Here is a 13,860-nt window from a genome sequence, read left to right as displayed (position 1 = left end):
CACTTGGGTTCCCGCCTCCGCGGGAACGACGTGGTTTTTCCTATGAAGCGGGCTTATTCAAGCGCCCGAAATTATTCCGGACACCAGTGGGCGCAGGCGGGAACCCAAGTGTTGCTAGCGCCGTCGAGACGCCTGCTAACTTGGGTTCCCGCCTGCGCCGGAACGACGTGCATGCTACCTGGCTACGTACATACTACGCAGCCAGCCTGAGGCTTAGAACGTGTAGTTCGCCCCCAGGGTGAAGAAGCGGCCCACCGCGCCCGGCTGGTGCAGCGAGGCGTTGTACGAGGTCTGGTTGCCCGCGTTGCCGTAGGTGGCGACGTCATACGGGGCTTCCTTGTCGAACAGGTTCAGGATCGCGCCACGGATGGTCAGGTTTTCGGTGACCTTGTACGACACGTTCAGGTTGGTCGTGGTGAACGACGACACGTCGCAATACCACGCCGGCTGCACCAGGCCCTGGAAGTAGGCACGGCCGCCGACGTTGGTACCGGTCGAGGCGCAATCGGTCTCGCCCAGTGCCGGATCGAAGGTCGAGAAGCCGCTCGTGTAGTTCACGGTGGCGGTCACGTCCAGCGGGCCGCGGGCATAGCCGAGGGTGAACTGGGCGCGGTCTTTCGGGTTGCCGGTAGCGCCGCCAACCGACGAAGGGCCCTGGGTGCCGGCGAGCTGGTAGCTTGCGCCGGCCACTTCGGTCTCATAGCCGAACACGTGGGTCGCGCTCAGGTTGGCCGTGATACTGCCCATATCGCCCAGGCGCCAGCGGTAACGCACATCCGCTTCGATACCGTGGGTCTCGGTGCTACCCGCGTTGATGTACGGCGACAGGCCGTACAGGATCGGACCGACCGATGGCATGCCGGGCGCCGTGTTGGTGCCCACGCCGGTCGCGATATCGATCGTCGCCGCCGGACCACGGACCCAGGTCGGGGTGAAGCTCGGGTCGTTACCAGCCTGGGTCACGATCAGGTTCTTGATCTGGATCTTGTAGTAATCCAGGCTCATGTTCAGGCCACGCACCGGCTCGACGATGACGCCGAAGGTGTACGACTTCGATTTCTCGGGCTGCAGGTCGGGATTGGTGGTCTGGACGTATGGCGGGCTGAACGAGCAGGCCGACGGCACGTTGCCGGCCGTGGTCTGGCTGCCATTGGCGCACAGGATCGGGTCGGGAATCGAGTTGAAGGTGAAGAACGAACCGGCATTGCCCACCTCGGCCGGGGCCGGCGCGCGGAAGCCACGTGCGAACGTACCGCGCACGGCGACCTGCTGGGACGGCGTCCACTTGAAGTTGGCCGATGGCGTGAACGAGCGGCCGTAGGTATCGTAATGGTCATACCGGCCGGCGAGGCCGATCTCGACGTTCTTGATCGGGGTCGCTTGCAGTTCGGCGAAGGCCGCCTTGTTGGTTTCATCGCCGATGGTGAAGGCCGAGGTATTGGCCACGGCACCATTGAGCGTCAGGCTGGACGGTGGCGCGTCCTGCTTGCGCTTGTGCCAGTGCAGGCCGGCCGCGAAGTTGAGCGGGCCGGCGCCGAAGCTCGACAGCAGCTCGCGCGAACCGATCAGGTCGGCGTAATTCAGTGTGGATTCGATCTTGTTGCTGAAGTGCGGCGACACCTGGTCCATGATCGCTGGCGAGTTACCGCCCAGCACATTGAAGGTGCCGTTGCGCAGCGCAGCATAGAGCGCATTGCGGTTGACGTAGCCGCTGTAGTCGAGGTCGTTCTTGACCTTGGTGGCGCCGACCGAGGCCGTCACGTCCCAGCCATAGGCGCTGCCGATCAGATCGGCCGAGAAGCGGGTCGCGGTCGATTCGTTCTTGGTGGTCAGGGCCGGGCCGACATCCGGGATGTAACCATACAGGCGGGCAGCCTGGCCAAACGGGTTGGTGATATTGGCGCCGACCTGGGCGCCCGGAGCGAAGGTCGTGTTCGGCACAGCGCCGACACGCGGGGTCAGCACGCCGTTGACCAGGGTGGTGGTGCCGTTGAAGGCGGTCGGATTGAAGGCCAGCGGCGAGTTGTTGGCGCTATTGCGGTTATTGGTGCTTTCGCGGCGGAACATCGAACCCTTGAACTGCACTTCCCAGTCTTCGCTCAGCTTCTTGGTCATGCCGACCAGGACATTGAGGTTCTCGGTCGGTGGCTGGATGAACGACTCGGTATCGCGCACCGAGCAGCCGCCGGCGCGGTATTTGGCGAAGTTACAGTTCGGATCCAGGAACTGGTAGTTGGCCGGATTGTCGACGTTGTTGACGCCGGCCGGATTGTTCGGATTGGCCGGGTTGTACAGGAAAGGGCTGCTGGCGGCGGTCAGGAAGCTGTTGATCCTGGTCGGCACGCCCAGGGTCAGGTCGTTGCCGCCGCGTGCGCGCCAGTCGCGGTTGGCGTAGCCGAAGTTCTCGCGGTCGGCCACGTAGATCGGGTCCTGCTTGCGGTATTCGGCGGTGATGAAGGCGTTATAGCCGTCGGCGCCGAGGTCGCCGATGCCGGTGCTGATCGAGGCGCGCTTGGTCTTGCCGCCGCCGTGCTGGGTGTCGCCCACTTCGGCCGTCAGGCGGGTGCCGTTCAGGTTTTTCTTGAGCTTGATGTTGATCACGCCCGCGATCGCGTCCGAGCCGTACAGCGACGAGGCGCCGCTTTTCAGCACTTCGATGCTCTCGATGGCGTCGAACGGAATCGCCGACACGTCGACGAAGGAGCGCTGGGCGTCATCCGACAGCGGATACGGCGCCATGCGGTGGCCGTCGATCAGCACCAGGGTGGCGCCGACGGTCAGGCCGCGCAGCGAGATGCCCGATGCGCCGTTGGCGAAGGCGCCGGCGAAACCGGTGCCCAGGGTGCCGGCGCCGTTGGCGGCCAGGTCGGTCAGCAGTTCGGCGACCGAGGTCTTGCCGCTCTTCTGGATGTCGGCCGCGGTCAGCACCTGGATCGGGGTCGGGGTTTCGGTATTGGTGCGGCTGATCAGGGAACCCGTCACCACGACGCGCTGCGGCGCGGCGGCCTGGTCCTGGGCGAGCGCCGGTGCGGCGCCGGCCAGGGCGCCGCTGGCGATCACGCAGGCGATGGCGCACGGCATCGACTTCAGTTTCAACATTGTGTTTCTCCTTGCTGTTCTTTTGGATAGTTTTATGCAAGCGCATGACCCGGGTCCGTGCGCGAAATGTCTTCCCTAAAACATATTCACCTGCATGCAGACGTCTTTTATCAAAACGTTCCATATGCAGATATGTCGCAGGGACGAACACTCTCAATAGACGCCGATTCGTGAATCAAACGTCTTATGATTCATTCCATAAAACCATATCAAAACAAAAATCGTCAACAAGCAAAAGAGATGTGCAGATTGTTAAAAAGCAGAAAAAGATGGGCTGGTGCATCGCGCCAGTCGCGGCTTCATGGCGGCCCGCCAGGTGGCGCCTCCCCCGGGAAATATCGGGTAATCGCGCCAAAAGTACAGCTAAGTCATTGTATTTACGATAGTTTCATCAAATTATGGATGAGTTGAATCGCCATACATATATGTTTATTTTTAGAAACCTGCTATGTACGCCGTATGCATGACTGCCAGATGTATGAAAAATGTAGCTGACTCGTGGGATAGTTGCGCAAAAGAGACGACGAGAATGGATGATTTCATTAATTCCGACAAAATATAAAACATTTGAATAAAAGTAGTTTCCTTTATAAAAATAAAAACGCCCCGGCACTGCCAGGGCGGATCAGAGAAACACCAGGGACGCCGGCGCTTCTCTATCGTCGATCAGAACTTGTGATCGTAGGACACCGAGACCCGCGCATAGCGCGGCGGGGTCAGCGACAGCGGAGTGCCATACAGGCTCGACACCGCATCGCCGCTGTTATAGGCCTCGGTCACGTTCTGCACGGCCTGCTCGTTGGTCACATTGAACACGTCGAGGCGCAGCTGCAGGCCCTTCAGTGCGCTTGGACGATAAGCAAGGTTCAGGTCCAGGCGCTTGTCCCATGGCAGCTTGCCGACGGTGCCGCGGTGCACGATCTGGTTTTGCGGAACGTCGGCGCCGCCGCACCAGAAGCTCTGGTTCTCGTAGTTCGGCGAATCGCCCGGGTTGGCCGAGGTGCCGATGCAGCTGCGCGGACGGCCGGCGGCCAGCAACACATTGCCGCCGACCGAGACTTCCGGCGTGACCTCATAGAAACCGAAGGCCTTGACCTGATGCTTGCGGTCGTTCGGCAGCAGGCCGTAGGCGCCTTCCATCAGCTCCGGATAGTCCCAGGTCGACGTCACGGCGACGTCGGCCTGGCCGTTATCGGAACGCACCTGGCCTTCGGTATTGCCCTTGTTGCGCGACCAGGTGTAGTTCACCTTGCCATAGAAGCCGTTGCGATAAGGGTGTTCCAGGAACAGGTCGACCGCGGCGTAGGTGCGCTTCGGCTTGGCGAAGCCCTGGTCGGCGGCGGTGAGCGCGACCTTGGTCAGGTTCGCCGGGTCGCCCGAGAAGTCGACCATGAAGGTATTGTTGCGCCCTGGGTTGAAGGTCTGGCAGGTGTTGCCCCAGTACGGATTGGTGATCTCGATGCCGTTGGCCTCGGCGTAGCGCTCGAACGGACGCACGTCGCAGAAGTCGTCGAGTGTTTCTTTCAGTTCGCGATAGGTTGCCTTGGCGCCGAAGGTCAGGCGTGGCGTGATGGCGCGCTCGAGCCCGATGGTCACTTCATCCTGGTAGGCCGGCTTCATGTCGAGCGCCGCGAGGGTCGGCAAGACCTTGTCCTGGCCAAACTCGTTATTGCCCGACAACGGCTCGGTCAGTTGCACCAGCCCGGTCGGTGCGCCGTTGGCGTCGACGCCGGTATAGGTGTAATACTGGTTGGTGAAGGTCGAACGGCCGGCGCCGCGCACCGAGATATGGGTCGGGATCGGCACCGAGTAGCGGCCTGCGGTGGCGAACAGCTTGGTCGTGCCGTCGCCCTGTACGTCCCAGGCCGCCGCCAGGCGCGGCTGGATCTGCTTGTCCATGTCGAGGAAGGTCACCTTCGATTCGTTCTGGTTCTTGAACGACTCGCTGCGCACGCCGATGGTCAGCAGCAGGTTCCTGGTGGCTTGCCAGCGGTCTTCGACATAGAAGGCGCTCTGTTCGGCGTAAGAGTCCGTCACCGTCGAGAACAGGCGCTTGGACACGTAATAACCCTGGCTGCCCAGGCCGCCACCACTGGCGGGCGCCGGCACGGTGCCGCCGGCCACGCCGATCGGTCGGCCCGGATTGGCCGTGCGGAAGTAGGCCCAGGTGCCGCCACCCGCCTTGAACACGCCCGCATTGAGCGATTCGACGTCGGTGCGGTCGTAACCCGCGCGCAGGTTATGGTCGCCCAGGCGGTACTCGAGGTCCAGGCGGCCCGAATCGACCTTGTCCTTTGCGTCAGGCGCCAGGATATTGCCGGTGATCGCCTGCGGGTTGGCATAGGTGAAGCCCGGAGCCCGGTTCTCCGGCGACGAGGTGGTCGAGAAGATGTTGGCCTGGTAGTTGCTGAAGGCATTCTCGTGTTTCAGCTCGCTGCGGCCGTAGAGCGCGGTCAGGGTCAGATTGTCGGTCAGGTTGCCGGTGTAGCGCAGCATGGCGGAGCGGCCGCCGTTGTCGTCCACGTTGCGGCGGGTGGCGGTCGAGGTGACGACGCCGTTGCGGGTACGGCTGGCGTAGTCGAAACCGCTGTCGATGTAGGTGCGCTTCGGGTTGTCACCCAGGGCCGTCAGTTCCAGGCGGTGGTCCTCGCTGATGTTCCAGTCGATCTTGCCCATATAGCGAGCAACTTCCCGCTCGTCGTCGCGCCAGCCGTTCTGGGCGTTCGAGGTGCTGGTGCGGAAGCCCTCGACGTAGCCGCGATCGTTCTCGATCATCTCGCCGGCCAGGTAGATGAACAGCTTGTCCTTGACGATCGGGCCGCCGACGTAGGCGCCATAGGTCTTCTGCTCGCGCGTGTTCTCGCGCTGGGCGCGGCGCAGGGTGCCGTCGGTGAGCGGGTTGTAGCCGGTGTTGGCGTAATAGATGTCGTTCTCGCTGGCGCGCCAGCTCTTCGGCTCGAACGTGACCTGGGCGCCCGCCTCCCAGGTATTGGTGCCGCTCTTGGTGATCACGTTGACCACGCCGCCGATCGAGCGGCCGAACTCGGCGCCGAAGCCGCCGACCAGCACCTGCGCTTCGGCGATCGCGCCGAACGGCAGCTGGGATGCGCCCAGGCCGGTCAGTGGATTGGTGACCGGGAAACCGTTGATGTAATACGAGTTTTCGGACGCCGCACCGCCGCCGAACGAGGCGCCGCCGGCGAAGCGCGAGTCCACGCGGGTGGTGTTCGGCGCCAGCTGGATGATGCCCTGGATGTCGCGCGTCACCGGCAGCGCGGCCAGCTGGCGGGCGCTGAAGGTCGCGCCGGACGAGGTCGAGGTGACGTCGATATTGCGGCGCTGGCCGGTCACTTCGACCGTCTGCACACCCCCCTCCTGGACAAAGACCGCCTCGGCGTTCTGGCCGATGCTGGTTTCGACCCTTGTCGTGGCCACCACGGCATCGCCCCGGTATTGGGTCACCGTGTAGGAACCGGTCGGCAGTGCGGTGGCCTGGAAGCGGCCTTGCGCATCGGGCGTCACGGTGCGGCGCAGGCCCGTGGCCGGGTTTTCCAGCACCACGCGCACGTCGGCGCCCGGGGCCACGGTGCCGTACACCACCGATGTGGCGTTCGACTGCGCCATGGCCGGCGCCATCGAGCCGACGGCCAGGACCGCGCCGCCGAATGCCAGCGTCAGGGCGTGGACTAAAACGGATTTCTTGAACATGTGTGATTTCCTGTCTTATGTCGGCCATTCCCATGGAACGGCCGCGGATGGTTGTATGTGGATCACGATCCAGGCAGCGTTGGCTGCTTTTCCTCTCTTGGGCCGACTGACGAAATATTCATTTAACTGATAATTCGACCAAAAGGCACTTTTCCGATGGAACCACGGAGAAACTTCTTGTGTCAATGACACAGTTCCCTTTGGTATGCATACAAACAACACTGTTTATGGGAAATCACAACGGATTACGCAAGCCGAATAAAAATTGCCAAAATCGGGCATCGATGCACAGAATTAGCCATCTTTTGCACCAAATCGCCCATCAAACGAAATCTTCTATCACCATCGACAGAACGGCTATGGACCCAGTACATACGGCCAGAAATCGAGGATTTTTCCGTATAAGGTTTGGATGGATGTCATATAAAGACAATTTTGTGAATTTTTAGTTACCAAGAGTCAAGGAAGGATATTCGACCTACTTATAGTGCATTGCGAAGAACAGGCGACTCGCCCGTCAGTACCGGATTTCAGCACCGCTGATCATCCAATTTGCAAGCACAGACGCGCAGTTTGTTGATTCAGCGCAAAACGGATATGGACGGCGCCGGCATGCCAGTTGGCGATGCGCGGCAATGGCCGTGCGATGGAATGAAACAGGGCAACGCTGACAGCGCCCAAGAAAAAGGCCGCTCCGAAGAGCGGCCTGGAAGCTGGCAACGGCCTTGCGGCCGCCGCTCAGGATCAGAACTTGCGATCGTACATCAGCGAGAAGCGTGCATAACGTGGCGAGGTCAGCGACAGCGGGGTCTGGTACAGGCCGCTGACATTGGCGCCGTTGTTGTAGGCCTCGGTCACATTGCGCACGACCTGGCTGTTGAACACGTTGAACACGTCGACGCGGAACTGCAGGCCCTTGGCGAAGTTCGGCTTGTAGGCCACGTTCACATCGTAGCGGTGCTCCCACGGCAGGTTGCCCACCGTGCCGCGTGGGGTCAGCACGTTCTGCGAACGGGTCAGGCCACCGCAATAGAAGGTCTGGTTCGCGTAGTTCGGCGAGTCGCCCGGATTGGCGGCGCTGCCGATGCAGCTGCGTGGACGGCCCGAGGCGATCAGGACATTGCCGCCAACAACGATCTCAGGCGTGACTTCGTAGAAGCCGAACGCCTTCAACTGGTGCTTGCGGTGGTTCGGCAGGTAGCCGTATGCGCCTTCCATCAGCTCAGGATAGTCCCACGACGAGGTGACGGCGACGTCGGCCTGGCCGTTATCCGAACGCACCTGGCCTTCGGTATTGCCCTTGTTGCTCGACCAGGTATAGCTGGCCTTGGCGTACCAGCCGTTGCGGAACGGATGCTCCAGGAAGGTCTCGATCGATTTATAGGTACGCTTCGGCTTGTCGAAGCCCTGGTCGGCCGCGGTCAGGTTCACCTGGGTCAGGCGCGACACGTCGCCCGAGAAGTCGACCAGAAACTCGTTGTCCTCACCCGGATTGAAGGTCTGGCAGGTGTTACCCCACAGCGGATTGGTGATCGCGATGCCATTGGCTTCGGCGAAGCGCTCGAACGGACGCACGTCGCAGAAGTCGTCGATGGTCGAACGCATCTTGCGGTAGATACCCTTGGCGCCGAAGTTCAGCGACGGAGAGAAGGCTTTCTCGAAGCCGAAGGTCAGCTCGTCCTGGTATTGCGGATCCATGTCGCGCGCCGCCAGGGTCTCGACGACCTTGTCCTGGCCGTATTCATTGTTGCTCGACAGCGGCTGGCTCAGCTGCACCAGGCCGGTCGGCGCGCCGTTGGCGTCGGTGCCAGTGTAGGTGTAATACTGGTTGGTGAAGGTCGAACGGCCGGCGCCGCGCACCGAGATATGGGTCGGGATCGGGACCGAGTAGCGGCCCAGGGTACCGTACACCTTCAGGCTGGCGTCGCCGTTGACGTCCCACACCGCGGCCAGGCGCGGCTGGATCTGGTTCTTCATTTCCAGGAAGGTGGTCTTGGAATCGTTCTGGTTCTTGAACGATTCGCTACGCACGCCCAGGGTCAGCAGCAGGTTCGGGGTCGCCTGGAAGCGGTCCTCGAGGTACCAGGCGCTTTGCTCGCCGAACGAATTGGTAACGGTCGAGAACTGGTCGCGGGTCACGTAGTAGCCCTGGCTGGCCAACGCGCCGCCGGTGCTGGCTGGCGACGGGATCAGCACGCCGCTCGGGCCTTCGATCTGCTCGTTCGGATTGGTGGCGCGGTAATAGGTCCAGCGGCCGCCGCCGGCAAGGAAATCGCCCGCCGCCACCGACTCGACCTTGGTCTGGTCGAAGCCGCCGCGCAGCGTATGGCGGCCGAGGCGCCATTCGACGTCGAAGCGGCCCGAGTCGACGATGTCTTCCGAGCCCGGAGCCAGGATGTTGCCGCTGATGTTTTGCGGGTTGGCGTAGGACAGGCCCGGCGCGCGCGCGTCGACGGTCGACGAGATCTGGAACAGGTCCGGGTTATAGCCGGTGAAATAGTTCTCGTGCGACGACTTCGCACGGCCGTACAGCGCGGTGACGGTCAGGTCATCGGTCAGGTTGCCGACGTAGCGCAGGGTGTTGAGCTTGGCGCCGTTGTTGTCGACGTTGACCAGGCGCTGGGTCGAGCTGACGGCGCCGGTGCGGGTGCGGGTCGCGTAGTCGAAGCCGCTGTCGGCCCTCGTCACCTCGGGCGTATCGCCCATCGTGGTGAATTCGATGCGGTGGTTGTCGGTGATGTTCCAGTCGAGCTTGGCCATATAGCGCTCGACCTTGGTGTCGCGGTCGCGCCAGCCGACGGCGCCGTTATTGGTGGCGACGCGGAAGCCGTTGACCAGGCCCTCTTCGGTATCGTGCTTTTCGGCCGCGGCGAAGAAGAACAGCTTGTCCTTGATGATCGGGCCGCCGACGTAGGCGCCGTACACCTTGCGGTCGACGGTGTTCTCGGCGCGCGCCAGGCGCAGCGTGCCGTCGGTGGCGGCGTTGTTCGGGGTGCCGGTGCGGCCATAGTAGATGTCGTATGGGGTCGCGCGCAGCGACTTCGGTTCCCAGGTCACCAGGCCGCCGGCCTCCCAGGTATTGGTGCCGCTCTTGGTGACGATGTTGACCACGCCGCCGATCGAACGGCCGAATTCGGCGCCGAAGCCGCCGGTCAGCACTTGCGCCTCGGCGATTGCGCCGAATGGCAGCTGGGCCGCGCCCAGGCCGGTCAGCGGATTGGTGACAGGGAAACCGTTGATGTAGTACGAGTTTTCGGAGGCCGCGCCGCCACCGAACGAGGCGCCGCCGGCGAAGCGGGTGTCGGCGGTGGTGGTGTTCGGGGCCAGCTGGATGATCGATTCGACGTTGCGGCCGATCGGCAGCGAGGCCAGTTCGCGTGCGCTGAAGGTGGCGCTGCTGCCGGCGCTGCTGGTGTCGATGGTGGCGCGGCGGCCGGTCACTTGCACGACGGCGCCGCCGCCGGCGGCAGGGGCGCCGGCGAAGATCGCCTCGCCGTTGCGGCCGATGCCGGTTTCGACTTCGACCGTAGCGACCGTGGCGCCATCACGCACCTGCGACACGCGGTACACGCCGCTCGGCAGCGAGCTGGCCACGAAGCGGCCCTGCGCGTCCGGCGTCAGGGTACGGCGGATGCCGATGTCCGGGTTCTCGATCAGGATCTGGACATTGCTGCCAGGGGCGACGGTACCGAACACGCTGCCGGAAGCATTCGACTGCGCCATTGCCGGCGACATCACGGCCACGCCCAGTGCGGCGCCGCCGAAGGCGATGCCCAGGGCGTGGACCAATACGGTTTTTTTCAACATGCGATTTCCTGTCCTCTTGTCAGCCACCCTCGTGAAGCGGCTGGTGTTGGTTTTTTGGATGTGATCCTGAAGTCACTGCGCTTGTAACTTGCTCTCTCTTTTAGCAATTGACGACATATTCATTTATTTGATAACGCCGTCGAGTTGCTTGAGTTCATAAAACCATGGCGCAAGATCTTGTGTCAACGGCACACTTTTGAAGTATGCATATAAACAACACTCTCCTATGAAGAACGGGTACGTACAAATTAAATTTACCCAAATTGGTGCGGCACTGCACAATTTTGTCCATACGAGGCACCAAATTGATAAGGTCTCGCAATATTCTGTCAAAACTCAGTCTTGTTACGTTGGAAGCCGCATTTACATCGACAGCCTGCATTTCCATGCAAATATCGTTCGGCCCTGTGTCATATTTGTCTAATTTTAATTGCCTATAAACTAAGGTTTTACGCATAAGGATATTTGCTCTACTAATAAAGCTTTGAAAAGAAAACTCATATTTACTCATAAAAGCTAGCAACTATTGCGTTCAATGGATTCCAAGAACAAGGCAAGGCGCCACTTCCATCTAAGCCAGGCGCTTTCCCCACACGACGTTGATGACGCCAAGTAAAATGACGCTTTTGTTCGCCTTCTATTTGTTGCCTCACTAGCAACCACCATCCCATGCTGCGTATTAACGAACTCAAACTCCCCCTGAACCACCCCGAACCAGCCCTGCGCGAGGCGATCCTGGCCCGCCTCGGCGTGCCGGATGCCGACCTGGTCGACTTCAGCGTCTACAAGCGCAGCTACGATGCGCGCAAGAAGGCCGCCATCGTGCTGATCTATTCGATCGATGCCGAAGTGCGCGGCGAAGCGGCGGTGCTGGCGCGCCTCAAGGCCGACCAGCACGTGATGCCCTCGCCCGACGTGGACTACAAGTTCGTGGAGGTCAACAAGCCGGCGCCGGGCACCCCGCGTCCGGTGGTGGTCGGCACCGGCCCCTGCGGCCTGTTCGTGGCGCTGGTGCTGGCCCAGATGGGCCTGAATCCGATCATCCTCGAGCGCGGCAAGATCGTGCGCGAGCGCACCGTCGACACCTTTGGCTTCTGGCGCAAGCGCAAGCTCAATACCGAGTCCAACGTGCAGTTCGGCGAAGGCGGCGCCGGCACCTTCTCGGACGGCAAGTTGTACAGCCAGATCAAGGACAGCAACCACCACGGCCGCAAGGTGCTGACCGAGTTCGTGCGCTTCGGCGCACCTGAAGAGATCATGTACGTCAGCAAACCGCACATCGGCACCTTCCGCCTGGTCAAGATGGTCGAGCAGATGCGGGCCGAGATCGTCCGCCTCGGCGGCGAGATCCGCTTCGAGACGCGCGTGGACGACGTGCTGGTCGAGGAGACCGGCGGCGTGCGCCAGGTGGTCGGCGTGCGCTTAGGCAATGGCGAAGAGATCGCGACCCGCCACCTCGCGATGGCGATCGGCCACAGCGCGCGCGACACCTTCCAGATGCTGTACGACCGCGGCGTGTACATCGAAGCCAAGCCGTTCTCGATCGGCTTCCGGGTCGAGCACCCGCAGTCGCTGATCGACGTCTGCCGCTTCGGCCCCAACGCCGGCAACAAGATCCTCGGCGCGGCCGATTACAAGATCGTGCACCACGCATCCAATGGGCGCTCGGTCTACAGCTTCTGCATGTGCCCGGGCGGCACCGTGGTCGCTGCATCGAGCGAGGAAGGCCGCGTCGTCACCAACGGCATGAGCCAGTATTCGCGCGCCGAGCGCAACGCCAACAGCGCGATCGTGGTCGGCATCACGCCCGACGACTACCCCGGCCACCCGCTGGCCGGCATCGACTTCCAGCGCGAGCTCGAATCGCGCGCTTTCGTGCTGGGCGGCGGCACCTATGACGCGCCGGGCCAGCTGATGGGCGACTTCGTCAAGGGCCGGCCGTCGACCGAATTCGGTTCGGTCACCCCGTCGTTCCGTCCGGCGGTCCACCTGACCGACCTGGCGACCTCGCTGCCTGATTATGCGATCGTGGCGATGCGCGAAGCCTTCGTCGCCTTCGACAAGCAGATCAAGGGCTACTACAAGGAAGACGCAGTGCTCACGGGCGTCGAGACCCGCACCTCGTCGCCGATCCGCATCAGGCGCAATAACGACGACCTGCAAAGCCTGAACACGCGCGGCCTGTTCCCGGCCGGCGAAGGCGCCGGCTACGCGGGCGGCATCATGTCGGCCGCGGTGGACGGGATCCGCGTGGCCGAGGCGGTGGCGAAAGCGATGGCGGCCAAGTGACAGACCACGCCGACGCCAAGCCCCACGGGGTCGCCGCGCCCGCGCTGGCGATCCTGGGTTCGCTGGTGTCGGTCAATGCCGGCGCTGCCTGGGCCAAGGGCCTGTTCCCGGCGGTCGGCAGCGCCGGCGTGGTGGCGCTGCGGGTCGGGCTGTCGGCCCTGATCCTGCTGGTGCTGGTGCGGCCCTGGCGTTTCACGCTGCGCCGCGCCGACATCCCGAACATCGTCATCTATGGCGTGATGCTGGGGGCGATGAACCTGTTCATCTACCGCTCGTTCGAACGCATTCCGCTCGGGATCGCGGTCGCGATCGAAGTCACCGGGCCGCTGGCGGTGGTGATCCTGTCCTCGCGCCACGCGCGCGACTTCGTGTGGGTGATCCTTGCCGGCGCGGGATTGTGGCTGCTGCTGCCGACGGCGGCCAGCAGCGCCGCGCTGGACCCGATCGGCATCGCCTATGCGCTGGCGGCGGCGTTCTGCTGGGCGATGTACATCGTGTTCGGCAAGCGGGTATCAATGCTCAACGGCGGCCAGGCGGTGTCGTGGGGGCTGCTGGCGGCCTGCGTGTTCGTGGTGCCGTTCGGCGTGTCGCAGGCCGGCGGCGACCTGCTGGCGCCCGCGGTGCTGGGCGGCGGGCTGGCGGTGGCGCTGCTGTCGTCGGCCCTGCCCTATACGCTCGAGATGAAGGCGCTCAAGCGCCTGCCGCAGCGCGTGTTCGGGATCCTGGTCAGCGCCGGTCCGGCGGTGGCGGCGCTGGCGGGCTTTTTGCTGCTGGGCGAACGGCTCACGACCGTGCAGTGGCTGGCGATCGCCCTGGTGACGCTGGCCTGCGGCGGCGCGGCGGCAACGGCCGGCAAGCGCTGATCGTAGCCCGATTCGCCAGCACGTCGCTCCCGCGCAGGCGGGAGCCCAAGCTTGCCGGCGCCATCGCGCCGTGCGAAACCATTGGGTACCCGCC

Annotated in this window: 5 protein-coding genes; 2 read left to right on the top strand and 3 right to left on the bottom strand. The window is 62.9% G+C overall.

All coding sequences use genetic code 11. The annotated features are described in order from the left end of the window. Window positions 1-213 precede the first annotated feature (213 nt). From SOM61_RS04645 to SOM61_RS04635, 3 genes are all read right to left on the bottom strand, one after another. Window positions 214-3,099 (bottom strand): TonB-dependent receptor, encoded by a 2,886-nt coding sequence (locus SOM61_RS04645; protein ID WP_320473008.1) that lies wholly within the window; start codon window positions 3,097-3,099, stop codon window positions 214-216. 666 nt (window positions 3,100-3,765) lie between these two features. Further along, the gene (locus SOM61_RS04640) at window positions 3,766-6,807 is read right to left on the bottom strand and encodes a TonB-dependent receptor (protein ID WP_320473007.1); all 3,042 of its coding nucleotides are present in this window, start codon (window positions 6,805-6,807) and stop codon (window positions 3,766-3,768) included. A gap of 744 nt (window positions 6,808-7,551) precedes the next feature. Further along, entirely contained in the window at window positions 7,552-10,614 is a 3,063-nt protein-coding gene (locus SOM61_RS04635) for a TonB-dependent receptor (protein ID WP_320473006.1), read from the bottom strand. Between the two features lie 669 nt (window positions 10,615-11,283). Here SOM61_RS04635 and SOM61_RS04630 point away from each other — a divergent pair. Both SOM61_RS04630 and SOM61_RS04625 read left to right on the top strand, forming a co-directional pair. After that, complete coding sequence (locus tag SOM61_RS04630) at window positions 11,284-12,903, top strand: NAD(P)/FAD-dependent oxidoreductase (RefSeq protein ID WP_320473005.1); 1,620 nt, start codon at window positions 11,284-11,286, stop codon at window positions 12,901-12,903. Continuing rightward, window positions 12,900-13,766, top strand: a complete 867-nt coding sequence (locus SOM61_RS04625) for an EamA family transporter (RefSeq protein ID WP_320473004.1) — start codon at window positions 12,900-12,902, stop codon at window positions 13,764-13,766. Before SOM61_RS04630 ends, SOM61_RS04625 begins: the two co-directional genes overlap by 4 nt. Window positions 13,767-13,860: the final 94 nt, after the last annotated feature.

Origin of the sequence: Massilia sp. CFBP9012, assembly GCF_034045115.1 — a bacterium.
Taxonomy (GTDB): Bacteria; Pseudomonadota; Gammaproteobacteria; order Burkholderiales; family Burkholderiaceae_D; genus Telluria.
This window is presented reverse-complemented; position numbering and strand designations above follow the sequence as displayed.

What these genes read in the sequence shown, in the direction of transcription:
- SOM61_RS04630 (WP_320473005.1), top strand. Translation starts at nt 11,284, where the DNA reads ATGCTGCGTATTAACGAACTCAAACTCCCCCTGAACCACCCCGAACCA.
- SOM61_RS04645 (WP_320473008.1), bottom strand. Translation starts at nt 3,099, where the DNA reads ATGTTGAAACTGAAGTCGATGCCGTGCGCCATCGCCTGCGTGATCGCC.
- SOM61_RS04635 (WP_320473006.1), bottom strand. Translation starts at nt 10,614, where the DNA reads ATGTTGAAAAAAACCGTATTGGTCCACGCCCTGGGCATCGCCTTCGGC.
- SOM61_RS04640 (WP_320473007.1), bottom strand. Translation starts at nt 6,807, where the DNA reads ATGTTCAAGAAATCCGTTTTAGTCCACGCCCTGACGCTGGCATTCGGC.